The organism is Thioalkalivibrio sp. ALJ12 (genome assembly GCF_000378305.1).
Taxonomy (GTDB): domain Bacteria; phylum Pseudomonadota; class Gammaproteobacteria; order Ectothiorhodospirales; family Ectothiorhodospiraceae; genus Thioalkalivibrio.
The window spans coordinates 974427-1000922 of record NZ_KB899538.1 but is presented as its reverse complement, the minus strand read 5'-3'; the positions used below and the strand labels follow the sequence as shown (position 1 = coordinate 1000922).

Annotated in this window: 21 protein-coding genes; 7 read left to right on the top strand and 14 right to left on the bottom strand. The window is 67.6% G+C overall.

The genetic code is table 11. The features are described 5' to 3' along the window. Positions 1-136: 136 nt before the first annotated feature. Positions 137-3442 (bottom strand): efflux RND transporter permease subunit, encoded by a 3306-nt coding sequence (locus F467_RS0104800; RefSeq protein ID WP_018138582.1) that lies wholly within the window; start codon positions 3440-3442, stop codon positions 137-139. After that, on the bottom strand, positions 3435-4484 hold the full coding sequence (locus F467_RS0104795) for an efflux RND transporter periplasmic adaptor subunit (RefSeq protein ID WP_018138583.1): 1050 nt from the start codon (positions 4482-4484) through the stop codon (positions 3435-3437). The genes F467_RS0104800 and F467_RS0104795 overlap by 8 nt, the downstream gene beginning before the upstream one ends. 229 nt (positions 4485-4713) lie before the next feature. Between F467_RS0104795 and F467_RS0104790 the strand changes: the two genes are divergently transcribed. The 3 genes from F467_RS0104790 to F467_RS0104780 are packed head-to-tail and all read left to right on the top strand — an operon-like array spanning position 4714 to position 8704. Further along, positions 4714-5055 (top strand): phenylpyruvate tautomerase MIF-related protein, encoded by a 342-nt coding sequence (locus tag F467_RS0104790; RefSeq protein WP_018138584.1) that lies wholly within the window; start codon positions 4714-4716, stop codon positions 5053-5055. A 58-nt stretch (positions 5056-5113) separates the two neighbouring features. Continuing rightward, positions 5114-6826, top strand: coding sequence for a proline--tRNA ligase (locus tag F467_RS0104785; protein ID WP_018138585.1), 1713 nt, complete (start codon positions 5114-5116; stop codon positions 6824-6826). A 15-nt stretch (positions 6827-6841) separates the two neighbouring features. Continuing rightward, on the top strand, positions 6842-8704 hold the full coding sequence (locus F467_RS0104780; protein ID WP_018138586.1) for an SLC13 family permease: 1863 nt from the start codon (positions 6842-6844) through the stop codon (positions 8702-8704). Between the two features lie 330 nt (positions 8705-9034). Here the strand turns inward: F467_RS0104780 and dnaQ are convergent, their stop codons facing one another. The 3 genes from dnaQ to F467_RS0104765 are packed head-to-tail and all read right to left on the bottom strand — an operon-like array spanning position 9035 to position 10968. Next, the gene (gene dnaQ, locus F467_RS0104775) at positions 9035-9751 is read right to left on the bottom strand and encodes a DNA polymerase III subunit epsilon (protein WP_018138587.1); all 717 of its coding nucleotides are present in this window, start codon (positions 9749-9751) and stop codon (positions 9035-9037) included. A 1-nt stretch (position 9752) separates the two neighbouring features. Next, positions 9753-10214: a ribonuclease HI gene (rnhA, locus tag F467_RS0104770; RefSeq protein WP_018138588.1), complete on the bottom strand. Its 462-nt coding sequence runs from the start codon at positions 10212-10214 to the stop codon at positions 9753-9755. Next, entirely contained in the window at positions 10207-10968 is a 762-nt protein-coding gene (locus tag F467_RS0104765; protein ID WP_018138589.1) for a hypothetical protein, read from the bottom strand. The genes rnhA and F467_RS0104765 overlap by 8 nt, the downstream gene beginning before the upstream one ends. On the opposite strand from F467_RS0104765, the gene F467_RS0104760 reads away from it, so the two are divergent. Further along, the gene (locus F467_RS0104760; RefSeq protein WP_018138590.1) at positions 10967-12553 is read left to right on the top strand and encodes a LysM peptidoglycan-binding domain-containing protein; all 1587 of its coding nucleotides are present in this window, start codon (positions 10967-10969) and stop codon (positions 12551-12553) included. The two genes, F467_RS0104765 and F467_RS0104760, sit on opposite strands and share 2 nt — an antisense overlap. Positions 12554-12599: 46 nt before the next feature. On the opposite strand, the gene hflX is transcribed toward F467_RS0104760, so the two are convergent. The 7 genes from hflX to F467_RS0104725 all read right to left on the bottom strand — a co-directional run bounded on the left by hflX (position 12600) and on the right by F467_RS0104725 (position 20829). Further along, positions 12600-13925, bottom strand: a complete 1326-nt coding sequence (gene hflX / locus F467_RS0104755) for a ribosome rescue GTPase HflX (RefSeq protein WP_018138591.1) — start codon at positions 13923-13925, stop codon at positions 12600-12602. A 24-nt stretch (positions 13926-13949) separates the two neighbouring features. Then, the gene (gene hfq / locus F467_RS0104750; RefSeq protein WP_018138592.1) at positions 13950-14204 is read right to left on the bottom strand and encodes an RNA chaperone Hfq; all 255 of its coding nucleotides are present in this window, start codon (positions 14202-14204) and stop codon (positions 13950-13952) included. A gap of 94 nt (positions 14205-14298) precedes the next feature. Continuing rightward, entirely contained in the window at positions 14299-15243 is a 945-nt protein-coding gene (gene miaA, locus F467_RS0104745) for a tRNA (adenosine(37)-N6)-dimethylallyltransferase MiaA (protein ID WP_018138593.1), read from the bottom strand. A gap of 6 nt (positions 15244-15249) precedes the next feature. Continuing rightward, entirely contained in the window at positions 15250-17130 is a 1881-nt protein-coding gene (gene mutL, locus F467_RS0104740) for a DNA mismatch repair endonuclease MutL (protein ID WP_018138594.1), read from the bottom strand. 153 nt (positions 17131-17283) lie between these two features. Next, positions 17284-18627 (bottom strand): N-acetylmuramoyl-L-alanine amidase, encoded by a 1344-nt coding sequence (locus F467_RS0104735; protein WP_018138595.1) that lies wholly within the window; start codon positions 18625-18627, stop codon positions 17284-17286. A gap of 214 nt (positions 18628-18841) precedes the next feature. Continuing rightward, entirely contained in the window at positions 18842-19306 is a 465-nt protein-coding gene (gene tsaE, locus F467_RS0104730) for a tRNA (adenosine(37)-N6)-threonylcarbamoyltransferase complex ATPase subunit type 1 TsaE (RefSeq protein WP_018138596.1), read from the bottom strand. Then, positions 19303-20829, bottom strand: a complete 1527-nt coding sequence (locus F467_RS0104725) for a bifunctional ADP-dependent NAD(P)H-hydrate dehydratase/NAD(P)H-hydrate epimerase (protein ID WP_018993765.1) — start codon at positions 20827-20829, stop codon at positions 19303-19305. The genes tsaE and F467_RS0104725 overlap by 4 nt, the downstream gene beginning before the upstream one ends. 18 nt (positions 20830-20847) lie before the next feature. Here F467_RS0104725 and queG point away from each other — a divergent pair, with 18 nt between their 5' ends. From queG to F467_RS0104710, 3 genes are all read left to right on the top strand, one after another. Further along, complete coding sequence (gene queG / locus F467_RS0104720; RefSeq protein ID WP_018138598.1) at positions 20848-21990, top strand: tRNA epoxyqueuosine(34) reductase QueG; 1143 nt, start codon at positions 20848-20850, stop codon at positions 21988-21990. 99 nt (positions 21991-22089) lie between these two features. Continuing rightward, positions 22090-24522: an EAL domain-containing protein gene (locus tag F467_RS0104715; RefSeq protein WP_018138599.1), complete on the top strand. Its 2433-nt coding sequence runs from the start codon at positions 22090-22092 to the stop codon at positions 24520-24522. Positions 24523-24637: 115 nt separating this feature from the next. Beyond that, a complete protein-coding gene (locus F467_RS0104710) occupies positions 24638-25429 on the top strand; it encodes a ferredoxin--NADP reductase (protein WP_018138600.1) in 792 nt (263 codons plus the stop codon). Here the strand turns inward: F467_RS0104710 and F467_RS0104705 are convergent. Further along, positions 25426-26034 (bottom strand): DNA-J related domain-containing protein, encoded by a 609-nt coding sequence (locus tag F467_RS0104705; RefSeq protein WP_018138601.1) that lies wholly within the window; start codon positions 26032-26034, stop codon positions 25426-25428. The genes F467_RS0104710 and F467_RS0104705 overlap by 4 nt on opposite strands. Next, positions 26031-26438, bottom strand: a complete 408-nt coding sequence (locus F467_RS13155) for a YchJ family protein (RefSeq protein WP_018174601.1) — start codon at positions 26436-26438, stop codon at positions 26031-26033. Before F467_RS13155 ends, F467_RS0104705 begins: the two co-directional genes overlap by 4 nt. Positions 26439-26496 lie beyond the last annotated feature (58 nt).

Below are 26496 nucleotides of genomic sequence, written 5' to 3'. Positions count from 1 at the left end.
AGCGCCCGTCCCGGCCGGCGTCATTGCGAGGAGCCGAAGGCGTCGCGGCAATCGGTTGACGCTGGCAGCGCGCTGGGGCCCGGAGTCCACCGTGGCAATTCTTCGTCGCTACGCTCCTCGCAATGAAGGGGCCGGCCTACGCCGTCTGGGCGCGGATCAGATCGACCCGGTTGCGCACGTACAGGTAGTACAGCACCGGGATGATCACCAGCGTCAGCAGGGTCGAGACGAACACGCCGAAGATCAGCGAGATCGCCAGGCCCGAGAAGATCGGGTCGTCGAGGATAAACCCGGCGCCGACCATCGCCGCCAGCCCGGTCAGGATGATCGGCTTGGCGCGCACCGCACCCGCGTGCACCACCGCCTCGATCACCTCCACGCCACGGCGGATCTCGTCGTTGATGAAGTCCACCAGCAGGATCGAGTTGCGTACAATGATCCCGGCCAGCGCAATCATCCCGATCATCGAGGTCGCGGTGAACTTGGCGTCCATGAAGAAGGCATCCATGAACGCATGGCCCGGCATCACCCCGATCACCGTCAGCGGGATCGGCGCCATGATGATCAGCGGCACCATGTACGAACGGAACTGCGCGACCACCAGCAGGTAGATCAGGATCAGACCCACCGAGTAGGCGATACCCATGTCGCGGAAGGTCTCGTAGGTCACCTGCCACTCGCCATCCCACTTCAGCGAGAAGTTGTACGGGTTGTCCGGCTGGTTGATGAACAGCTGTTCCAGCGGCTCGTCGTAGGCCATCGGCGTGTCGCGCAGGCCGAAGAACATGTCGAACATGCCGTACAACGGGCTGTCCAGCCCGCCGGCCAGGTCGCCCATCACGTAGACCACCGGCAGCAGGTTCTTGTGGTGGATCGAGTGCTCGAGGGTCGAGTCCACCACGTTGACGACCTCGGACAGTGGCACCAGGGCGCCGTCGCGCGAGCGCACCTTGAGCCCCAGCACCGGGTCCAGGCTGCCCTTCTCGGCCTGCTCGAACTCGAGCCGCACGGGGACCGCGTACTTCACGTTGGAACCGTAGAGGTAGGTCACGTCCTCGCCGGACAGCGCGGTCTCGATCGCCTTGACCACCGCCTGCTGCGACACGCCCAGGCGTGCAGCCCGCTCGCGGTCCACCTGCAGGATCTTCTTCGGCCCCGGGTATTCCACCGAGTCGTCGATGTCGGTGATGCCCTCGGTGTTCTCGAATAACTCGCGCACCTTTTTGGCGACCTCGATCTGGCCCGCATAGTCCGGGCCGTAGATCTCGGCCACGATCGGCGACATCACCGGTGGCCCCGGCGGCACCTCGACCACCTTCACCGCCGCGTCGTGGCGGTCGGCGATCGCGTTGATTGCCTCGCGCACGCCGAGAGCAATGTCGTGGCTCTTGCGCGAGCGCTCGGACTCATGGGTCAGGTTCACCTGGATGTCCCCGACATGTGAACCCTCGCGCAGGTAGTACTGCCGCACCAGGCCGTTGAAGTTGATCGGTGCGGCCGTACCCGCATAGGTCTGCACGTTGTCGACCTCGGGCACGGTCTTGAGGTAGTCGGCCATCTCGGACAGCACCATGGAGGTGCGCTCCAGGCTGGTCCCTTCCGGCATGTCCAGCACCACTTGGAACTCCGACTTGTCGTCGAAGGGCAGCATCTTCATCACCACCAGCTGGAAGTACGCCAGCGAGACGGAGCCCAGGATCAGCACCAGCGTGCCGACCCACAGCGCGAGACGATTGGCCTTCTTGCGCCCACCGGTCCCCAGGAACGGCAGCAGCAGGGTGTTGAAGATCTTCATTAGCCCGGCGGAGGCGCTCTCGCCCTGCGCGGCGTGGCCGCCGGCGGCCGGGGCCGCGTGTTCATACTGCTCGGCCTGGCGCCGCAAGACCTTGTAGGTTAGCCACGGCGTGACCACATAAGCCACGGCCAGCGAGATGATCATCCCCATCGAGGCGTTGATCGGGATCGGGCTCATGTACGGCCCCATCAGACCGGTGACGAAGGCCATCGGCAACAGCGCCGCGATCACGGTGAAGGTGGCGAGGATCGTCGGCCCGCCCACCTCGTCGACCGCATGGGGGATCGCCTCGAGGAACTTCTTGCCGCCCTGGACCATGTGCCGGTGGATGTTCTCCACCACCACTATCGCGTCGTCCACGAGGATCCCGATGGAGAAGATCAGCGCGAACAGCGACACGCGGTTGAGCGTGAAGCCGTAGGCCCAGGAGGCGAACAGCGTGATCGCCAGCGTGATCACCACCGCCACGCCAACGATGAAGGCCTCGCGCCAGCCGAGCGCGATCCAGACCAGGATCACCACCGAGGCCGTCGCGAGGATCAGCTTCTGGATCAGGGTGTTCGCCTTGTCGTCGGCGGTCGCGCCATAGTTGCGGGTGATCGTGGTCTCGATGCCGTCGGGGATGTACGTCCCGCGCAGCTGCTCGAGCCGCTCGATCAGGGCATCGGCGATGTCCGGGGCGTTGGTGCCCGGCTGCTTGGCGATCGCCACGGTGACCGCCGGGTGGCTCTCGCCGACACGCGCGTGATCCCCGGCCGCCGCGCCATGGGCAAAGCGCACATGCTCGGTCGCATATGCCGGGCCCTGTATCACCTCGGCGACATCGGACAGGTAGACCGGGCGGTCGTCGTGCATCCCGACCACCAGGCCAGCGAAGGCCTCTGGTTCGGTGATGAAATCGCCGGCCTGGATCAGGATCTCCTGGTCGTCCTGGTAGAGCCGGCCGGCATCGCGCGAGAAATTCGAGGCCTGCAGGCTGTCGCGCAGGTCGTCCACCGACAGGTTGTAGGCCGCCAGCGTCTCCGGCTTGAAGCGTACGTGCACTACATGATCCGGACCACCGACGGTATAGATATCACGGGTCCCGGGGACGCGCTTGAGTTCCGATTCCAGCGCATGTGCCACGCGCAGCAGGTCATGACCGCCGCGATCCCCGTCCTCGGTCCACAGCGTCACGTTGACGATCGGCACGTCGTCGATGCCCATCGGCTTGATGATCGGCTCGCCGACCCCCAGGCCCTCGGGCAACCAGTCCTGGTTGGAGAACACCTGGTTGTACAGGCGCACGAGCGCCGCGGTGCGGTCCTCGCCGACCTCGAACTGGATGGTGACCTGCGCCATGTTCGGGCGCGAGGTGGAATAGATGTCGTCGATGCCCTCGATCTCCGAGAGCACCTGCTCGGCCGGTGTCGCCACCAGTTGCGCGACCTCCTCGGCGCTCGCCCCGGGGAACGGGATGAACACATCCGCCATGGTCACGTTGATCTGCGGCTCTTCCTCGCGTGGGGTCACGAGGATCGCGAACAGCCCCAGCAGAAGCCCCACCAGGGCCAGCAGCGGCGTGATCTGGGTGGTCAGAAAAGCCTTGGCGATACGCCCGGAGATCCCCATGCGGCCGGATGCCGCGTCCGTGCTGGCATCACTCATCGGCGCCCACCTGCTGATGTTCCTTCAGGTAGATCGCCGCATGCACCGGGTCCAGCGCCACGCGCTCGCCCTCGCTCAGGCCACCGAGGATCTCAATGTATCCGTCATGCGTGCGCCCGACACGGACCTGACGGAAACGTACCCGGTCCTCGTCGTCGATCACGTACACAGCGGTGACCTCACTGCGATAGACGACGGCCTCGCGCGGGACCGTCAGGCGCTCGACGTCATCCAGGAAGAACGCCGTCTTCACGAACATGCCGGGGAACAGCCCCAGGTCCTCCTGCTCCGGCAGATTCACGCGGATACGGAAGGTGGAGCTCGCCGGATCGGCATAGGGGAAGATGGTCAGGCTCTCGGCCGCCAGGCGACGGTCGTCATTCAGCAGCACCTCGGCCTCGCGGCGCTCGCGTACCGCGTGGATCAGCCGCTGCGGGATATCCACCTCTACGCGCAGACGGTCCAGGCTAATCCCCGAGAGCAGCGGCGAGCCGGGGCTGACCGACTCCCCGAACTCCACGTGGCGCTCGGTAACGATTCCGGAAAACGGCGCGAACACCTCGGTGTAACCGAGCTGCTCGCGAGCCTCCTCGACGCGGGCCTCGGCCGAGCGCAAACGCGCCCGGGCCGATTCCAGCTCGGCCTCCGCGCGCTCGAACTCCGAACGCGATACCACGCCGCGATCGAATACGTCCTGGATACGATTGAACTCGGAGCGTGCTTCGCCAAAGCGGGCACGGGCCTCGGCCAGATCGCCCTCGGCCTGACTCACACGCGCCTGCTGCTCCGAATCGCTAATGCGCAACAGCAGCTCGTCCGCCTCGACGAAGTCGTCTACGTCGACGTAGATCTCGCGCACCCGGCCGGAGGTCTGCGCCGAGATCGTGGAACGCTGAACGGCCTCGACTCGGCCATCCAGGATGCGCTCCTGCGCGAGCGTCTGTCGCTCCGCGGTCGCCGTGTCGAACGGGAAGTCCGCCTGGGCGGAAAATGGCAACAACAACAGACCCCAGAGGGCCGGGCGCATCCACTTGAGTGTCATCGGCTTCGGTTCCTTGCGTGCTATCGAGCCCATTGGGTCGGGATCAAGCGGGTTCGACATATATTAGCGTTTTCTAATTTATACGCCGATTGCGCGCCGACGGCAACGCCGACGCCCGGAAATACCTTGCGGTGAGTATAGCTATATCGTCAGCCAACGCACCCCGGACTGCACGGTCCGTCCGCTGGCCGTATCATGTGGCGCCGTAGCTAACCGATGGGGAACCGAGATGCCGCTGCTGCGAGTCGAGACCAACACCGTCCTGCCCGACGATCCTTCGGGGCTGTGCCAGCACCTGTCCGCACAGGTGGCCGACTGGCTGGGCAAGCCCGAGGGCTACGTGATGGTCACCTGCACGCACAACCCGGCGATGTGCTTCGCCGGCAGCACCGACCCACTCGCCTACTGCGAGTTGAAAAGCATCGACCTGCCCGAGGGGCTGACCCGCGAGCTGTCACGCAAACTCTGCGACGCCCTGCAAACCGAGCTGGGCCTGGACCCAGCCCGGGTCTATATCGAATTCTCCGACGCCCCGCGCCACTTCTGGGGCACCAACAGCACGACGTTCTGAATCATCGCGGCCCGGTGGGCCGTCACTTCTCTCACGCACTTGATAACGGACTGCCCCGATGCGCGTCTCGCAATTCCCGCTGAACACCCTGAAAGAAACCCCGGCCGACGCCGAGATCATCTCCCACCAGCTGATGCTGCGCGCCGGCTATGTCCGGCGCCTGGCCGCCGGGCTGTACACCTGGCTGCCGCTGGGGCTGCGTGTGCTGCGCCGGGTGGAAAACATCGTTCGCGAAGAGATGAACCGTGCCGGAGCGCTGGAGGTGCTGATGCCGGCAGTGCAGCCGGCCGAGTTGTGGCAGGAGTCCGGTCGCTGGGACTTCTACGGGGCCGAGCTGCTGCGCCTGAAGGATCGCCACGAACGCGACTTCTGCTTCGGCCCGACCCACGAGGAGGTCATCACGGATCTCGTGCGCCGCGAGATCCGTAGCTACCGCCAACTGCCGGTCAACTACTACCAGATCCAGACCAAATTCCGGGACGAGCGCCGCCCGCGCTTCGGCGTGATGCGCGCCCGCGAGTTCCTGATGAAGGATGCCTACTCCTTCCACCTGGATGCCGAGTCGCTGGGGCAGACCTACCAGCAAATGCACGACGCCTACTGCCGCATCTTCGAGCGCTGCGGCCTGGACTTCCGCGCGGTAGAGGCCGACACCGGCGCGATCGGTGGCAACGCCTCGCACGAGTTCCACGTGCTCGCCAGCTCCGGCGAGGACGCGATCGCCTTCTCGCCGGGCGGCTATGCCGCCAACGTCGAGCTGGCCATGTGTCCGCAGCCGGCCCAGGCCCCGCCCCCCAGCGGTGCCATGGAAAAAATTGCCACCCCCGGGGTGCATACCATCGAGGATCTGGCGAACTCCCTCGGCATCCCAGCCGCACAGACCGTCAAGACCCTGGTCGTGGCCGCCTCCGACGCGATCGATGCCGATCTGGTCGCGCTGGTCCTGCGCGGGGACCACGAACTCAATGCGGTGAAGGCCGAGAAGCACCCATGGGTAGCCGACCCCCTGCGCATGGCCGAGGCGGCCGAGATCCGTACCGCCTTCGGCGCCGAGCCCGGCTCGCTGGGGCCGGTGGACAGCCCGATCCCCGTGCTGGCCGATCAGGCCGTGCTGGGCATGGCGGACATGGTGGTCGGGGCCAACGAGGACGGCCACCACCTGAAGCACGTGAACTGGGAACGCGACCTGCCGCAGCCGGAGAGCGCCGACCTGCGCAACATCACCGAGGGCGAACCGGCCCCGGACGGCTCCGGCCCGATCGAGATCCGCCGCGGTATCGAGGTCGGCCACATCTTCCAGCTCGGCGACAAGTATTCGCAGGCCCTGGGCGCCCGCGTGCTGGACGAGGACGGCCGCGAACAGGTGGTAACGATGGGCTGCTACGGCATTGGCGTCTCGCGCGTGGTCGCGGCCGCAATCGAGCAGAACTCCGACGAGCGCGGCATCTGCTGGCCCACGGCGATCGCCCCCTTCGACATCGCCCTGTGCCCGATCGGCGCAAAGAAGTCTCAGCGCGTGCGCGAGGCCGCGGAGAGACTGCACGACGAGCTGGAGGCCGCCGGCTTCCAGGTCCTGCTGGATGATCGCGAACAGCGCCCCGGCGTGATGTTCGCCGACATGGAGCTGATCGGCATCCCGCACCGCCTGGTCATCGGCGAACGCGGCCTCGACGCCGGCGAACTCGAATACCAGGCGCGCACCTCCAGCGAAGCCGAACACCTCCCGATGGACGGCCTGCTCGACGCCCTGCGCGAGCGCTTGCTCGGCTGAACCCGGGCGACCACGATGGACGAGGTCGCCTTCACCCTGGAGATGGGGATCGTGTTCGGCCTGCTGGGCCTGACGATCCTGCTGTTCGTCACCGAGATCATCCGGATCGACCTGGCGGCGCTGAGCGTGCTGTTCCTGCTCGGCATGGTGGCGCTGGTACCGGGCGTGGCCCCGATCGTCGAGGGCGACGAACTGTTCTCGGGCTTTGCCTCGAACGCGGTGATCGCGATCATCGCGGTGATGATCATCGGCGCGGGCCTCGACCGTTCCGGCGTCATGAACCGCCTGGCGGACCTGATCCTGCGCTTTGGCGGTCAGACCGAACGCCGGGTGATGGCCACAACCTCCGGCGCGGTGGGGGTGATCACCAGCTTCATGCAGAACATCGGGGCCGCCGCCCTGTTCATGCCCGTGATTAACCGCATCGGCGCGGCCGCGCGCATCCCGCGCTCGCGGCTGCTGATGCCCATGGGCTTTGCCGCGATCGTCGGCGGCACCCTGACGCTGGTCGCCTCCAGCCCGCTGATCCTGCTCAATGACCTGATGCCCGGGCATCTGGACGACTTCGGGCTGTTCGACGTGACCCCGATCGGGCTGGCGCTGCTGGCCACCCTGATCCTCTACTTCGCGATTCTCGGGCACTGGGTCCTGCCGGCCCGCGATCCGCAGGCCGAGGACCCGGAGGAGAGCCGGGTGCAGACCACCTCGGCCTGGTTCCGTGATGTCTACGGTATGGATTTCGGCGTGCGCGAGGCGCGCCTGGGCGAGAACAGCTCGCTGGCCGGTATGCGGGTGGGGGATTTCGAGGCGGCCTTCGGGGTGCATGTGGTGGGGGTGACCACGGGTGACGAGACGCGCATCGAACCGAACCGCGAGATCGAACTGGAACGCGGCGCGCATCTGGCGATCCTCGGTCCGGTCACCACCATCGAGAAGACCTGCGACAGCACCGGCACGATCCTCAAGGACGAACTGGACGTGTTCGCGCGTGCGATGTCGGCCCGTTACGGCGGGATTGCCGAGGTGATCATCCCACCCGGCTCCGACCTGATCGGCCAGACCGTGCGCGACAAGGGCATGCGCCGTACCTACGGGATCTCGGTGCTGCGTATCCAGCGCGGGGACGACCGCATCGTCGACGAGGTCCCGGAGACCCCACTCAAGGCCGGCGACACCCTGGTCGTGCACACCCCATGGGAGAACCTGCAGGCGCTGGAGGACGACCGCGACTTCGTGGTGGTCACCAGCCGCTACCCGCGCCGCCGGCGCGAGGAGCCCGCGACTCACCGGCCACTGGCGGCCCTCGGCTCGCTGGCGCTGGGCCTGGGGCTGGTGCTGTTCACCGATCTGCCACTGGCGCTGGCCTTGCTGGGGGGCGCGCTGGGGATGATCTTGACCGGCGTGATCGCGATGGACGAGGCTTACCGGGGCATCAGCTGGAAGACGGTGTTTCTGCTGGCCTCGCTGATCCCGCTGGGGCTCGCGGTGGAGAACTCCGGGGCCGGCGAGTGGATCGCGGCCAACGGCATGGCGCAGCTGGAGGGGATGCCGGTCTGGGTCCTGCAGGTCGCGGTGTTCCTGCTGACCACCTTCTTCACACTGGTGATGTCGAACGTGGGGGCCACCGTGCTGCTGGTGCCACTGGCCGTCAGCTTCGCGACCGTCGCCCAGGGCGTGGGCATCGACGCCGACCCGCGGGTATTCGCCCTGATCGTCGCGATTGCCGCGTCCAACTCGTTCCTGCTACCCACCCACCAGGTGAATGCCCTGATCATGGACCCGGGCGGCTACCGCGTAGCCGACTACCTGCGCGCCGGCGCGCTGATGACCCTGCTGTTCATGGTCGTCTCGCTGGTGGTGATCAATCTGGTCTTCTGACCGCGACCGGCCGCGCCGGAAGGCCAAAGGGAAACACTGATCAATGTACACGCTCGCGCTCGAGTCGCTTTTGCGTGCGAACAAGGCGCGGTAACTGCCGTGCAGTCATTCTGCACAAGGGAACCGCAACGCCGTGCGCGCGCCCGTTGTCATCTAAAACGGGCGGCCGAGCCCCGTCTCTCAGTAGCTTGTAGGGGTTGGCACCCCAGGTTCCCCGATTCTGCGTTGCGCCGCTTGCGGGTAGAACCACTACCCGCTGCCCGACGCGCCTTGTCTCGGAAAACCTGGGGTGCCAACGCGAGTGTGTACATTGATCAGTGTTTCCCTACGTCAGGACGTCGTCGCGCGCCAGCGGCAGGCCCCGCCCGCGGCCTCGTCCAGCGTGCGCAACAGGGTCTCGTGCGCGGCCTGTTCGTCGGCATTCGGTTCGATCACCGGCAGGGGCTTGCCGGAGCGCTGCGCGCGCACCGGGGCACCGGCCTCGGCACCGCCCTCGCCCTCGGCGTCCAGGCCCAGGGCAACCTGACCACCGGTCATCGCCAGATAGACATCCGCCAGCAGCTCGGCATCGAGCAGCGCGCCGTGCAGCGTGCGCCCGGAGGCATCGATCTCGTAGCGCTTGCACAGCGCGTCCAGCGAATTGCGTGTCCCCGGGTGCATGCGCCGCGCCATCACCAGCGAATCCAGCACGGTGCAGGCCTCCGCCAGCTCCGTCACCGGCGCGGCGGCACCCAGCAGACGCAACTCATGATTGATGAAGCCGACATCGAACGGGGCATTGTGGATGATCAGCTCGGCGCCGCGCACGAACTCGATGAATTGGCCGACCACATCGGCGAAACGCGGCTTGTCCGCGAGGAAATCGTTGGTAATTCCATGGACCTCGATCGCGCCGGCATCGATCTCGCGATCCGGCTGCAGGTACTCGTGCAGCTTGCGTCCGGTCGGCCGGCGGTTATCCAGCTCCAGGCAACCGATCTCGATGATGCGGTGCCCCTCGGCCGGCTCCAGGCCGGTGGTCTCGGTATCCAGCACGATCTGTCGCATTTCAGTTCTCCGTCGGCTCGCCCGCCAGCAGGGCGTCGATCCCCGCATTGGCCAGCTGGTCGGCGCGCTCGTTCTCCGGGTGACCGCTGTGCCCACGCACCCAGTACCACTCGATGTCGTGACGCGCGGCCTGGGCGTCCAGGGCCTCCCACAGGTCGCGGTTCTTCACCGGGGAGCCGCTGGCGGATTTCCAGTTACGCCGTTTCCAGCCGGGCAGCCAGTCGGTCACCCCCTGCTTGACGTATTTCGAATCCGTGACCAGTTCCACTTTGCAGGGGCGCTTGAGCGTCTCCAGGGCGCGGATTGCGGCGGTCATCTCCATGCGGTTATTGGTGGTCTCGGCCTCTGCCCCGTACAACTCCCGCTCAGTGCCCTGGTAACGCAGGATTGCGCCCCAGCCACCAGGGCCCGGGTTACCGCGACAGGCGCCGTCGGTATAGATGTACACGCGTTCGTCAGCCATGCGCTCGGCGGACTCCGGAATGAGGGGAGCGCGAGGATACCAGTCCGGGCCGCAGGCGGGGACCCGGGGTGGCGAAGCGATATTGCGGCGCCGGGCGCAAGGGCAGATCCACGCGCTTGTGGGCAACGGTCAGGATCACGCTGGCCAGCGGCGGCAGCCCCCGGCGGGTCCAGGCGTCCACCGGGGCCAGCCTTTGCTGCCAGGCCTCGGACAGTCCGGGCGGCAGCAGGCTGAGGCTCCACTGCTCCAGCACCTCCAGATCGGCCGATTCCATGAACTCGCGGTACTGGCGACGCCGGAGCCCCTCCGGCAGCGGAGACACGCGCACCCCACCCTGATCGCCCAGTTGCAGGCGGTTGCCCTCGAGCATGAAGACCATGCCCTCCGGCTCCAGCACGCGCGCGGCCTCGGCAACCACGGCGGCGGGCAGATCGCTGTAAGAGCAGGGATGGGCCAGCACGATGCGGCGCGCGCAATCCGACTCCAGTGGCCAGGATTCCGGCTCCATCAACAGGCCTGGACGCGAGGAGTCCATGCGCACGACTGGACCGCCCAGGGTGTCGGAATCTTCCAGCATCGGGACCGGGGAGAGCTCGATCGCGACCTCCCCCGGGCCGGGGGCGGCGTGCTGTCGAATCCGTTGCAAAAGCCGCTCGCGAACGCGCCGGCCCTGCGGCTTCTCGTACCAGTGAGAAAGCCAGCGCAAAAAAGGGTCTTGGTGATACTCCGAGTGTGGTTTATCCTTCAGCGCCATGATGATCCGACCCCGCTCCCGACTGCCGCTTGGCATTATCCTGGGCCTGGCGACCCTGCTGGCCTCTGCCTGTAGCCTACACGACTCCGAACGCGCACTGGATACCTCCCAGGTCGACAAGCCCGTGGTGGAGGGTCCGACCCAGGCCGACGTCCAGGCCGCCATGGAGCGGCAGGCCCTCGAGGCCGCCGACCAGGCCGCGGAGACCGACGACCTGTGGGAGCGCACCCGCTTGGGCTTCGGCTTTGAAGATGACCTGCACCACGAGCGCGTGGAGCAGTACATCGAGCACTACCGCGCCAACCCGCGCATCATCCAGCTCTCGACCGAGCGCGCCGAGCCGTTTGCGTACTTCATCCTCTCGGAGATCGAACAGCGCGACATGCCAACCGAGCTGCTGCTGCTGCCGATCGTGGAGAGTGGCTTTGCCGCCGAGGCGACCTCCAGCGGTCGTGCAGCCGGCATCTGGCAGTTCATCCCGGCGACTGGCGACCATTTCGACCTGACGCGCGACCACTGGTACGACGGGCGCCGCGATGTCTATCAGTCCACCCTCGCCGCGCTGGACTACCTGGAGGCGCTGTATCAGCGCTTCGATGACTGGTACCTGGCCCTGGCCGCCTACAACTTCGGCCAGGGCAACGTGACGCGGGCAATGGAACGCAACGCCGCGCGCGGGGAGCCGACCGACTACTGGAGCCTCGAACTCTCGGCCGAGGCGACCGCCTACGTGCCCCGTCTCCTGGCCCTGCGCGAGCTGTTTCTGAAGCCCGACGAACACGGGACACAGATCACCCCGATCGCCAACGAACCGGCGCTGGAGCGGATCGAGCCCGGTCGCCAGGCCGATCTCGCCCTGATCGCCGAGATGATCGGGCTCGAGGCGGATGACCTGAAGCGCCTGAACCCGGGGTATCAGCGCCACGCCACCCATCCGGCTCATGCCCAGCACCTGTTCATTCCGCACGATGCGGCCGAGACCCTGGAAGTCGCCCTGGCCGAACACGGCGACGACCCGCTGATCCGCTTCCGCGAATACACCGTGGCCAGTGGTGACAACCTCGGTTCCATCGCCCAGCGCGCCGGTACCCGCGTGGCCGTGCTGCGCGAAATGAATGGTCTCAACGGCGACAACATCCGCGCCGGACAGACGCTGAAACTGCCGGTAACCGGACAGGAAGACGCCGAGATCCAGGTCGCGGCCGCTGCCGAGGCGGGCGAGCTCGACACCTACGAGATCCAGGAAGGCGACAGCCTGTGGACCATCAGCGAACGTACGGGCATGACCATCAGCGAACTGCGCGCGGCGAACGAGCTGGAGCGCGACGCCATCCTGCGTCCGGGCGACACGTTGCAGGTCGCCCAAGCCAATGGGGGGAGCGCGTCGGATAACGGCCGCAGCGTGGCCTACGAAGTCCAGCCTGGGGATTCCCTGTCCAGCATTGCCCGTCAGTTCCAGGTCTCGGTAAGCGACCTGCGCCGCTGGAACTCGCTCAATGGCGACGGCATCCGCGCGGGGGAGACCCTGACGCTCTACGTGGCCGAGGCCGACGAAGAGGCCATTGCGCGAGCCCGCGACGCCTGACGCGCCGGCGCTCGCGGCCCCTGATGCCGCGCGCCCGTCCGGGTACCTACTGTCCCACCGCGGCCGATGAGGGCGCGTCGAATACGACCTCGAGCTGCTCCGGATTCAGACCGGCATCGCGCACCAGTTGCTGGAAGCGCCGTTGCGGCAGACTCAAGCGCAGCTGGATCTGACCGTCCGCGGTGGTCTGCTCCGCCTCCACGGCCTTCTCCTCGTACAGCTGGGCGCGCAAACGGCCGGCACTGGCCGGCAGTTCCACCCAGCCCCGCATCATCGACTCGGTAAAGGTCTCGGCCAGGCGCTCTTCCAGCGTGGCGATCCCCTCGCCCGTATACGCGGACACCCAGAAGACGTCATCGCCGGAGCCGAAGCGGGCCTCGGCGGCATCCGGGGCCGACTCCAGTCGGTCGATCTTGTTGTAGACCCGCCAGCAGGGGACATCCTGCGCGCCGATCTCCTCCAGCACCGCATCGACCTGGCGGATGCGCGCCTCGCGTTCGGGATCGGCGGCGTCGATCACGTGCAGCAGCAGCGCGGCCTCGCGGGTCTCGGTCAGGGTCGCTTTAAAGGCCGCCACCAGTTCGTGCGGCAGGTCGCGCACGAACCCGACCGTGTCCGCCAGGATCAGCGACTGGTGCGGGGCCAGGTCCAGCCGCCGCAGGGTCGGGTCCAGGGTCGCGAACAGCTGATCCGCCTCGTACACATCCGAGTGCGTCAGGCGGTTAAACAGCGTGGACTTGCCGGCGTTGGTATAGCCCACCAGGGACACGGTCGGGATCTCGTTGCGCAGGCGCGCCTGACGCCCCTGCTCGCGGGTGCGCTCGACCTTCTCCAGACGCCGTTCGATGTGCTTGATGCGCGCCGCCAGCAAGCGGCGGTCGGTTTCGAGCTGGGTTTCCCCCGGGCCGCGCAGACCAATCCCGCCCTTCTGCCGTTCCAGGTGAGTCCAGCCGCGCACCAGCCGCGTGGCCATGTGCCGCAACTGGGCCAGCTCGACCTGCAGCTTGCCTTCGTGCGAACGCGCGCGCTGGGCGAAGATGTCGAGGATCAGCCCCGCACGGTCCAGCACACGGCACTGCAGCTGACGTTCGAGGTTACGTTCCTGACTGGGCGAGAGGGCGTGGTTGAAGATCACCACATCGGCGCCATGGGCCTCGACCGCGGCACGAATCTCGTCGGCCTTGCCGGCGCCTACGAACAAGCGGGGATGCGGGCGGTCGCGTGAACCACGGACGAGTTCCAGGACATCCGCGCCGGCGGAGCGGACCAGTTCGTCGAACTCCTGGACCTGGGCCTCGATATCGGGGTTTTCGCCGATGGCCAGTGCCACCAGCACGGCGCGATCGCCGGCGCTGTCGGGACGCTCAAACAAAAAAGACGAACCTCCCGCGCACGCTCAAGCCTCCGCCTCAGCGGTGGTGACCTCTTCGCCCTCGGTATTCATGCGCACCTGGCGGGACGGGACGATGGTCGAGATCGCATGCTTGTACACCATCTGCGAAACGGTACTGCGCAGCAGCACCACGAACTGATCGAAGGACTCGATCTGCCCCTGCAGCTTGATGCCGTTGACCAGATAGATCGAGACCGGCACACGGTCCCGACGCAGCGCGTTCAGGAAGGGTTCCTGCAGCATTTGCCCTTTGGCCATCAGTGCGTTCCTTGGTTGTTATTCTTCATCTCGCCACACGCCAAAAGCTCCTCCACCAAGCCCCGGCGGCGCCTTCTCAGAGAGTAGCACATCACTACTGGAAGTCTGCGCGGCGAATCACGTTCAACACTTCCGACCGATCGATCGTGGCCGCGTTCAATCGCGCATGCAGCGGGAATCGCCGCAAGCCCGTCAGCTGGCGCTTGGCCAGTTGCCGCGTCGCAGCGATCGCCCGCTCGCGGAACTGCGCAAAGTCGAGCTCTCCCGCCAGCCACTGCCAGCCCTGACGGTAGCCCACCGCGCGCTGGGAGGGATGCTCCGCCGTCAGCCCGGGGCGCTGCTGCAGGGCCATCAGTTCGTCGACAAACCCGGCCTCCAGCATCGCGTCGAAGCGACGGGCGATCCGGTCGCGCAGGACGTCGCGATCCTCCGGCCACAGGGCCAGCGATACCCAGCCATCCGGCACGCGGGCCGCCGCACCCTGCTGGAAGCTGGACAACGGCCGCCCGGTCGCCTCAAAGACCTCCAGTGCCCGCAGGATGCGCTGCGGGTCGTTCGGGTGAATACGCGCCGCCGCCTCGGGATCCACCTTGACGAGTTCGCGATGCAAGGCCAGGCCACCCTCCACGTCCAGGCGCGCCCGCACCCGTTCGCGCACCGCATCCGGTACCTCGGGGATCTCGTCGAAACCATCCAGCAGAGCACGCAGGTACAACAGCGTGCCACCCACCAGCAGCGCCACCCGGCCACGCGCGTGGATCCCGGCGATCGCCTCCCGGGCGTCGCGCGCGAAGTCGGCGGCACTGTAAGTGTCCTCCGGATCGCGGATATCCAGCAGATGGTGCGGCACGCGGGCGCGCTCCTCCGCAGTCGGTTTCGCGGTGCCGATATCCATGCCGCGATAGACCAGCGCGGAGTCGACGCTGACGATCTCGCCCTCCAGCGCCTCGGCAAGCGCCAGCGACAAAGCGGTCTTGCCCGAGGCCGTCGGTCCGGCCAGGATCACCACCGGCGGGCGGCCGGGTCCGAATGCGTCCATTGATCGCTAGCGGCCTCGCAGAAACAAGCGATCCAGCGCCTGGTGATCGAGCTCCACCCAGGTCGGGCGGCCATGATTGCATTGCCCGGAGCGTTCGGTCGCCTCCATGTCGCGCAGCAGCTGGTTCATCTCCGGGAGCGTCAGACGACGCCCGGCGCGCACCGAGCCGTGGCAGGCCATGGTGCCGAGCACGGCATTCATCTCGCCCTCGGCGCGGTGGCTGTAGCCGACGGCCGCGAGGTCCGCGAGCACATCGCGCACCAGCTGGGCCGTGTCACGCCCGCGCAGCAGCGCCGGGGCCGCGCGCAGGGTCAGCGCCTCCGGCCCCGACCGATCCAGTTCGAAACCCAAAGCACCCAGCACACCGGCATGCTCTTCGGCCAGCGCGGCCTCGGTGGGCGTCACGTCCAGCGTCTCCGGTACCAGCAGGGGTTGCGAGGTAATGCCCTGCGAACCCCATTCGCGCTTGAGCCGCTCGTAGGTAATGCGCTCGTGGGCCGCATGCATGTCGACCACGATCAGGCCGCTTGCATTCTCCGCGAGGATAAAGGTCTCCGCGACCTGCCCCAGCGCGAAGCCCAGCGGGGGCGTGCCTTCCGTGCCAGCGTCCTCATCCGCGCGGGCGGCCGCCTCGAATGCCCGGGGCGCGGGCTCGGCCACCGCGGCTGGCCCGCGGAACTCGGCCCAGGCTGCCGCATACTCCGATGATGTTCCAGACGCATACTCGCGGCGGTCACCCGACCCGGCCGCAGGCGACCGGGCTTCGGCGCGGTACTCGGGCACCCCCAGTCCGCTCAGCGCCCGCTCGCGTGGGAACCCCGGCGCAGCCTGCTCCTGTGACGGCCGCGCGGCCCCGGTCACGGGCGGCAGATGCCCGGGCATCCCGCCATCCCCGGGACGCACATCCGCCAGCGCCTTGTGCAGGGCATGAAAGATGAAGTCGTGCACCATCCGCGACTCGCGAAAACGCACCTCCTGCTTGGTGGGGTGGGCGTTCACGTCGACCTGCACGGGGTCCAGTTCGAGCTCCAGCACGAACATCGGGTGACGCCCGTGGTAGAGCACGTCCTGATAGGCCTTGCGCACGGCTGCCGCCAGCACGCGGTCGCGAATCGCGCGGCCATTAACGAAGAAGAACTGCTGATCGGGCTGGGCCCGGGACTGGGTCGGGGCGCCCAGCCAGCCCGAAAGCTTGAGGCCGGCGCGCTGCTCGTCCACCGGCGTCGCCGCGTCCATAAAGGCCTCGCCCAGCAGGGCACGCACGCGCTGGGCAGGGTCCGCTGCGGCGGGCAGGTCCAACACCACACGATCGTTGTGGCGCAGGATGAAGGCGACCTCCGGGCAGGCCGCCGCCTGGGTACGGATGACGGTCTCGCAGTGGTTGAACTCGGTGCGCTCGGTGCGCACGAACTTGCGCCTTGCGGGGACATTGAAGAACAGGTCCCGCACCTCGACCGTCGTGCCCACCGGGTGCGCGGCAGGGGCCGCCTCGCGAAAGACATCCGAACCATCCCCGGTCAGACGCCAGCCATTGCGCTCGCCCTCCACCGCCGAGGTCATGGACAGGCGCGAGACGGATGCGATCGACGGCAGTGCCTCGCCACGAAAGCCGAGGGTGTGCAGGGCCTCGAGGTCCTCCATCGAGCGGATCTTGCTGGTCGCGTGGCGTGACAGTGCCAGCGGGAGCTCGTCGCGATGGATGCCGCAACCATTGTCGCTGATCTGGATCAGACGGATGCCGCCCTGCTCCAGACGGATCTCGATGCGGGTCGAACCCGCGTCCAGGGCATTCTCCACCAGCTCCTTGACCACCGAGGCCGGGCGCTCGACCACCTCGCCTGCTGCGATCTGGTTGATCAGTTGCTCGGAGAGTTTCTCGATGGACACACGCGAATCCATGGGCCGGAATGGGTCCACAAGCCTAGGGAAACGCAGCTCGATTTGCACGCGCCGGTGGGCGCCCCTGCACAGACCGCGGTGGGTACAAAGTCCGAATCCGTGACGGGCACCCGTTCCGGGACGGGCAGGCGCCGATGGGCGTCAGGAATCGCGCGGGATGCGCAGGACCTGGCCGGCGTAGATGCGATCGTCGCTGACATCGTTCGCCGAGCGCAGATCGGCCAGCGACAGGCTGTAACGATCGGCGATCCCGGACAAGGTCTCGCCGGGGCGAATAATGTGCTGGTCCGGCTGACCATCGGCGATCAGCGTGCCCGGGCGGGCATGCGTCGAGAAATAGGACCGCAGCCCGGTCAGCAGGGCATCCGCAAGAGAATTCTGGAAGTCCGTGCTGCGCAGCTTGCGCTCCTCGGACGGGTTGGAGATGAACGCGGCCTCGACCAGGATGGACGGGACATCGGGCGAGCGCAGCACCGCGAAGTTCGCCCGCTCGACCTCCGGCTTGCGCACCTTGCCCACCCGGTGCAGTTCGGAAATCATGCGCTCGGCCAGGGTGTTGCTCGCCTCGAGACTGCCGCTCTGAGCCAGATCCAGCAGCACGTTGGTCAGGGAGTCATCCTTGCCGTTGATCGGTACACCGCCCAGCCGCAGGTCGGCCTGGTTCTCTCGCTGCGCCAGAAAACGGGCGGCCTCGCTGGAGGCCCCGCGTTCGGAGAGCATGTATACCGAGGAACCCTGCACGTTGCGGTTGGCGATCGCGTCGGCGTGAATCGACACAAAGACGTCAGCGTCCGCCTCGCGGGCACGCTCGATGCGCTCGCGCAGGGGCAGGAAGTAATCGCCGGTGCGGATCATCACCGCCTTCATGCCGCGCTCGTTGTCGACGCGCTCGGCCAGCCGCTTGGAGATCTGCAGGACCACGTCCTTCTCGCGGGTACCACCAGGGCCAATCGCGCCCGGGTCATGCCCGCCATGGCCAGCGTCGATGGCCACCACCACATCACGCAGATCCTCCTGCGAGCGGCCTCGGCGAGGTTCGCCGTTGTCGCGGGATTCCTCCCGGGCCGACTGCGTGGGGGCACCCTCGCGGCTGGTCAGGTCGAGCACCAGACGATGCGGGGAATCCTGGGCCGGCATCAACTTGAAGCTGCGCGGCTCGATCGGCTTGCGCAGGTCGAACACCACGCGCAGATCACCGCCGTCGCGCGGGGCGTGACGGATCGACTCCACGACCGAACGCGGATTGGAGCTGAGCTTCAGCTCGTCCACCGCGCGAGCGTTCTTGATATCCACCACCAGGCGATCGGGCGACTCGAGCTTGAACATCGAGTACTCGGCATCGCCATCCATGTCGAAGACCAGGCGCGTGGTGTCACCATCCACGGACATGCGCACCCGCTCGACACCCGTGCGCGCCAGTGCGGGCAGCGGCAGCCCGACCAGCCCCAGGGCAGTCAGAGCGCGCAGCACCTGGCGGCGGCGCATATCCGGAATCGTGCTTTGGCCCACGGCGAATCCCTTTTAATTCAGGGGGTCTGACTCCATTGTGGACGCTTTTTCTGGAAAAGCAATAGCAAAATTCTTTCTTTATGAGCGAGATATCGAGGTTTTTGTGTGTGGCATTGCAACTGATACCTCGCCCCACAAGAACCGCAATCCCTCTTGGGGGCTGGATTTATTCCGGCTTTTCATTGGGTTATCAGGGTGGGGCGTTTCGCTGGAGGCGCGTGCGATAGTCGCCGGCGGCCGGCCCGGACACGTAGAGCATGCGCCCGTCCGGCTCGCACGGCTCCAGCCGCACCCGAAGATCCGGCTCCGGCAGCCAGCCGGCCCCGCGCTCCGGCCACTCCACCAGCCAGAGCGCTTGCCCGCCAAAGGCCTCGCGCACCCCCAGATACTCCAGCTCCTCCGGGTCCGCCAGGCGATACAGATCGAAGTGCAGCACGCTGCGTCCCTGGAGTTCGTAGGACTCCACCAGCGTGTAAGTGGGGCTGCGCACGTTGCCCGCATGACCCAGCGCCTGCAGGAGGCCACGCGCCCAGGTCGTCTTGCCCGCGCCGAGATCCCCCTCCAGGGAGACGATCTGCAGGCCTTCCATCCCCGCAAGGGCCGCACCGGCCCGCTCTGTAGCCGCGGCGTCCGGTAGCCGGATCCCCTCGTTCACACCCCCTCCTCCCCGGCGGCGGCCGGCAGCACATCCGCCAGCTCGCCCGCCAGCAGCCCGCGCCAGCTGCCGAGCCGCGCGCGCAGGACCCGACCAGCGGCACAATGCCAGGCTGCCCCGATCTCGGCCGCGGCGCGTGCCTCGAGCCCCTGCGCCCGCAGCGCGACGATAATCCCCGTAAGCACGTCCCCGCTCCCGGGGACCGCCATGCCGGCGTGGCCCCCGGTCACACAGGTCAGTGGCCCGACCTCAACACCGGGATCGGCGTCGGCGACCAGCGTCCCGGCCCCCTTGAGCAGCGACACGCCGCCGAAGCGCTGCGCCAGCTCGAGCACGGCCGCCGGTCGATTTGCCTCCACCTCCGCCGCCGGACGATTCAGCAGGCGGCCGGCCTCGCCTGGATGCGGAGTCAGGATCCAGGAATCCATCTGACGGGGCGTCGCGGCCAGCAGGTTCAGGGCATCGGCATCCACCACCAGGGGCACCCCCGCATCCGCGACCGCGTGCCACAGGCGGCGCCCCCACTCCTCCGTGCCCAGACCCGGGCCTGCCGCGATCACATCCACCTGACGGGCCAGGCGTAACAGATCGGTCGGCTCGCGCACCGCCCGCACCATGATCTCGGGCCGGTCGGCATTGGCCCAGGCCGCATGGTCCTCGTGCGTGGCCAGCGTCACCCGCCCGGCCCCGGCACGCAGGGCCGCGAGCGCCGTCAGGCGGGCCGCCCCGGAGAATCCCGGCGCGCCCCCGACGACCAGCACATGTCCGGCGTTACCCTTGTGCGCCCCCGGCCGGCGGGCCGGAAGACGATCCTGCCAGTCCTCCGGGCCCAGATGCCGGGCCCGCGGCATCACGCCCCGGGCAATCTGCTCGGGCAGATCCAGCCGCGCCACCTCGACGGTGCCCGCGTAGTCCACGCCCGCGCCGGTGTGCAGCCCCAGCTTGTCGGCAATCATGGTCACGGTATGCCGGGCGCGCACCGCGGGTCCCGGCACCGCGCCGGTATCGGCATTGACGCCCGAGGGGATGTCCGCGGCCAGCACGGGCCGCCCGGAGGCATTCAGGCGTTCAACCACCTCGCCATAGGCATCGTGCAGCGGGCGCTCCAGCCCGATACCGAACAGGCAGTCGACCCACAGCTCGGCGTCCGCCGGGTCGAAGGCCTCGAGCGGCGCCATCGCCCCCCCGTGCTCGATCCAGCGTCGATGCGCCTGACGGCCGTCCGACTCCGGGCGCGCGCGCGACGGGCCGCCGTGGAGCCGCACATCGAGGCCGGCCTGTGCCGCCAGTCGCGCCAGCACATAGCCGTCGCCCCCGTTGTTGCCGGGGCCGCAGAGGATGCCGAGCCGGCGCACCTCGGGCCAGTGGGCCCTGACAGCCGCCAGCAGGGCCGCCCCGGCGCGCTCCATCAATTCCCCGGGCGCGATCTCCGGCAGGGCCATGCCGGCCGCATCCAGGGCCCGCATGCCCTCGCTGTCGTAGAGCGCGCTGGTCAGGGGGATCACCCCGGGTCCATCATTCACGTTTCTTGCCCCGATCGTATGATTGCCGAAATCGTGCCTGAGCCTCTCGATCCACGCCAATGTGACGCGCTGGCCGAACAGATTCGGGCCTGGGGCCGCGAGCTGGGCTTCCAGGCCCTGCGCATCGCGCCGGCCACGGTCCCGGAGGTGGACCGCCAGCACCTGGACCGCTGGCTGCAGAAAGGCTCGCACGGCGAGATGGGCTGGATGGCCGAACGCGCCGCACTGCGCCACGATCCCGCACAACTGATGCCGGGCGTACAACGCGTGATCAGCGTGCGCATGGACTACTTTCCTCCGCGCACCCGGCGCCCGGCGATCCAGCTGGCCGAACGGGACCGCGCCTATGTCTCCCGCTACGCCCTCGGCCGCGACTACCACAAGCTGATCCGCAAGCGCCTGACCGAACTGGGCCGGCGCATCGAGGCCGCAGCAGGACCGCACGGCTATCGTGCCTTCACCGACAGCGCACCCATTCTGGAAAAGGCCCTGGCCGCCCGTGCCGGGCTCGGCTGGATCGGCAAGAACACCAACCTGCTCGCCCGCGAGAGTGGATCCTGGTTCTTTCTGGGCGAGCTGTTTACGGACCTGCCGCTACCGATGGACGACCCGGTTGGCGAACACTGCGGGGCATGTACCGCCTGCCTCGACATCTGCCCGACGCAGGCCTTTCGCGGGCCCTACGACCTGGATGCCCGGCGCTGCATCTCCTACCTGACCATCGAGCTGAAGGGGTCGATCCCCGAAGAGCTGCGCCCGCTGATCGGCAACCGTATTTACGGCTGCGACGACTGCCAGCTGGTCTGCCCGTGGAATCGCTTTGCCGAGGTCTCCGCGGAACCCGACTTCGTCGCCCGCCACGGACTGGATGCCGCTAGTCTGGTGGAACTGTTCGGCTGGGACGAGACCACCTTCCTGCAACGCACCGAGGGCATGGCCATCCGCCGTATCGGCCACGAGCAGTGGCTGCGCAATCTGGCGGTCGCCCTGGGCAATGGCCCGGCTTCCGCGGAGGCCGAGACGGCCCTTCGCGCCCGCGCCGACCACCCCTCCGCCCTGGTACGCGAACACGTCGGCTGGGCCCTCGAACGATTGCGCAGTCCCGCGTCATCGCCGCCCGCGGACCACACCTCCCGTCTCACACAGGCCCCCGGACAATAACCGGCGACCAGCGCTTGCCAGCACCCACGCGACAGGTGACACTCGGGAGCGGACCCACTTGCGACCCCGGCACCCTAAGAAAGGACTCATCCTGTCGCCATGCCCGATCATCCGGACAGCACCCGCTTTCAGCGCCTGTTTGACCAGGCACCGGAGGCGCAGCTGGTGCTCAATCGAGCGGGCCATGTCGTCGCGGCAAACCAAGCCGCATCGCGCCTGCTCGGCTACGCCCAAGGCGAACTGACCGACGGCATCCACATCACCGCGATCGACCTCGAGGCCACGCAAGCCGACGTCGACCATGCTCACGGCCAGCCCGACGAGCGCCTGCCGGCCCGCTTTGAAACGCGCTACCGCCGACGAGACGGGGGCGAATTTCCGGCCGAGATCAATATCAACGCGATTCATACCGGGGAGGATATCGAGGTCCTGACTACGGTCCGCGACATCACCCGACAGCAGCAATCCGAGCAGGCCCTGCACGAGCTGGAGACCCAGCTCTCGGCCACGATCCGCCACGCGCCGCTGATCCTGTTCGGGCTGGGGCCGGATGGTGTTTTCACCCTGTCCGAGGGGGCTGCACTGCACAGCCTGGGGCTGCAACCCGGCGAGGTCGTCGGGCAGGACGCACGCCGGCTGTACGCCGACCACCCGGCCATCCTGTCTGCAATCGATCGCGCACTCGCCGGAGAGCGCTTTCAAACCGAGGTCAAGGTCGGCGACAGCCACTTCTCCATCTCATGGATGCCGTCGGAGATTGCCCAGTCACTTCAGCCGGGCGTGCTCGGCGTCGCCTGGGACATCACATCGCTGCGCGCGGCCGAGGCGACCACGGCCTCGGAGCGCGACCGACTCCTGACCACGCTGCACTCCATCAGCGACGGCGTGCTGACCGCGGACACCACCGGGCGCCTGACCTATCTCAACCCGTCGGCGCGCGACCTGCTGGGCGTGGACGCCACGGCGGTCCAGGGCCAGCGTCTCGACGAGGTGCTGGAGCTCGAGGACACGCATACCGGCCACCGGGTCATGAACCCGGTCACGCAGTGCCTGGAGACGGGTATGACGCTGGAGTCGCCGGAGCGCGTGCTGCGCCGCCCGGACGGTGCGGCCCGCGTGGTCCGCCTGCTGGTCTCGCCCCTGCGGCGACCGGACCACCACAGCGAGGGGGTCGTGGTCGTGCTGCATGACCACACCGAGCTGTGGCGCATGACCCAGCAACTGAACCACCAGGCCACCCACGACGAGCTCACCGGCCTGTGCAACCGCCGCGAGTTCGAACGGCGCCTGGACGAGGCCCTGCGCACCCTGGAGGAGGGCGACACGCCCCACGCGCTGTTCTATATGGACCTGGACCAGTTCAAGATCATCAACGATACCTGCGGCCATCAGGCCGGGGACGCGCTACTGCGCGAACTGGCCGACCTGCTGCCCGCCCATATTCGCGACAGCGACACCCTGGCGCGTCTCGGTGGTGACGAGTTCGGCCTGCTACTGACGCATTGCCCGGTGGAACGCGCGGAGGCCATCGGCAAGAAACTACTGGCCACGGCCCAGGGTCTGCGCTTCTCCTGGGAGGGCCGCCGCTTTGATGTGGGCATGAGCATCGGCCTGGTCCCGATCGAGGGCCCTGGCCGGAACCTTCCGGAGGTCCTCAGCCAGGCGGATTCCGCTTGCTACGTGGCCAAGGATCTCGGGCGCAACCGGCTCTATACCTGGAAGCCCTCCGACCAGATCCTGCGCCGACGCCATGGCGAGATGGAATGGGTCGGCCGTCTGCGTGCGGCCCTGGAGGATGCCCGTTTTGTCGCCTATGCCCAGCCGGTCAAGCCCCTGAACGGCGCCGATCTGCCGCTGGACCATGTCGAGATCCTGCTGCGCCTGCACGGGGAAGACGGAACCCTGATCACCCCGGGCGCCTTTATCCCGGCTGCCGAACGCTACCACCTGATGCCCGAGATCGATCGCCATGTGGTCGAACTCGTGTTCCGCCAGCTGGCCGATCACCGGGACCAGAACCCGGATCATGCCCCAGTCGTGGTGTCGATCAATCTGTCCGGGCAGTCGCTGGCGCAGGACGGGATGCTCGAATTCATCACCAGCCGCATGAGCCAGTTCCGCATTCAGGCGCAGCAGATCATTTTCGAGATCACCGAGACCGCCGCGATCAGTCATCACGACCGCGCACAGGGCCTGATCCGCGCGCTGCGCTACATGGGCTGCCGCTTCTCCCTGGACGACTTCGGCAGCGGGCTGTCCTCGTTCGGCTACCTGAAGAACCTGCCGGTCGACTTCCTCAAGGTGGACGGCAGTTTCGTGCGCGACATCGCGACCAACGCGGTCGATGCGGCGATGGTCACCGCGATCCACCGCGTCGGCCATGTGCTCGGGCTGCGCACCATCGCCGAGTGCGTGGAATCCGAGGAGACCATGCACCACCTGCGCGAGATCGGGCTCGACTTCGTCCAGGGCTATCACCTGGCCAGGCCGATTCCGCTGGCCGACTACCTCGCGGAAATTGCCGGCCGCTGATCAGGCTTGAATCCCGGCTCGCGCGCCTCAACCCTTGAGATAGCCGACGCTTTCGCCTTGCCAGCGGCAAGCTGTTAGCGTGCGGCCCATCTCAACTGATCAACCGTGGGACCCCATGCCGTATTCGGAAGAACAGATCACCTCGACCCATCGCTGGTCGGACAAGACCTTCAGCTTCAAGACCACGCGCCCCGAAGGCCTGCAGTTCAAGAACGGGCAGTTCGTCACGCTGGGTCTGCGCCCCGAGGGCAAACTGATCCCGCGCGCCTACTCGATCGTCTCCGAACCCGAGGCCGAGGAACTGGAGTTCCTGAGCATCCACGTTCCCGACGGCGCGCTGACCAGTCGCCTGGCCCAGGTCGGCCCCGGCGACTCGATCTGGATCAACACCAAGGTCACCGGTTCACTGACCTTCGACTACGTGCAGCCCGGGCGGACCCTGTACATGCTGGCCACCGGCACGGGTCTGGCCCCGTTCATCTCGCTGATCCGCAGCCCGGAGCTGTTCGAGCACTTCGAGAACGCGGTACTGGTGCACAGCGTGCGCACCGTCGAGGAGCTGGCCTACCGCCAGGAGATCGAGTCGCGCATCAGCAATCGCTTGCGCTACGTGCCGACGGTGACCCGCGAGAACCACGACTTCGCCTGCCCGATCGCGCAGCAGCCGTACGACAACAACCAGCGCGGCGCCGACATGTTCCGCTCCGGCGAGCTGTTTCAGATCCTGAACCTGCCCCCGGCGGATCCGGAGCACGACCGCGTGATGCTCTGCGGCAATCCGGCGATGAACCGCGAGATGAGCGAGTGGCTGGTCGACCACGGCTGGACCCAGACCAACTACAAGGGGGTCGGCAACTTCACCGTGGAACAGGCCTTCGTGACCACGATGTCCGACTCGGACGACTAACTGCCCTGAGCCAGCAGCACCCAGCGGGCCGCGTTGATCCGCTGCAGGACGGCTGTGTCACCACCCCGGTCGGGGTGGTGACGCTGCGCCAGACGCCGGTACTGCTGCCGGATCGCCGCCGCATCAACCGGATCCTCCAGCCCCAGCACCTCGAGCGCCTGCTCGCGCCGCTCGTCACGCGCCAGATGCGCCCAGAACTCGCCCAGTAGCGCCTCCACCGCGGCCGCATCCATCCCCTCCAGCCGCGTCAGATCCAGGTAGTAGGCCCGCAGTGGATCACCCCGCGCCGGCAGGTCCGACCCCATGTCCGCCGCCTGTAGCGGCTCGATCCCGATACCCAGGCAATGGATACGCAGCCACTCGCCCTGCCCCGCGAGCATGTCGCGCAGCCGGTAAAGACAGTGGAACAGCACAAAGTGGGTCTGGAACAGGCTCAACGGCTCCTGCAGGCGCGCCGCGGCGAACGGCTCCACTTCCAGATCGCGCAGCTGCGCAATCAGCGCATGCTCCGTACATCCGCACGGATGTCCGCGCAGCGCCTCCAGCACCCGCTCCAGCAGTGCCGTATCCACCGGCGAACCGGCTGGGCGATCCCCATCGATCATGCGCCCGGGAACTCGCCGTCCACATAGACCCAGCGCCCGTCCTCGCGGCGAAAGCGGCTGCGCTCGTGCAGGCGCACCCCCTGGCCGCGTACCCGCGAGCGGGCGACGAACTCGACCCAGCCCTCCTGATCCTCCGGCCCGCCCGCCTCGGTCGCGCGGATCGCCAGACCGAGCCAGCGCTGGCCCGGCTCCAGCACCAGGGATTCCGGTCGCGTCGCGGCGGCCCAGGTGGCCAGCAGATAGTCCTCGCGCCCCTCCACGAAGGCGGCATAGCGCGAGCGCATCAGCGCCTGCGCCGTCGGGGCCGCAGCCGCGCCGTCCAGGTACTGCCCGCAGCAGGCCGCCCGGTCCAGCCCGGATCCACAGGCGCATATATTCCCCTTCCTGCGGCTGGCCTTGCCCAAGCGATACCTCCCCTGATCGACGTCGCCGCCAGCATGCCCGAGCCATTGCCCCGGGTCG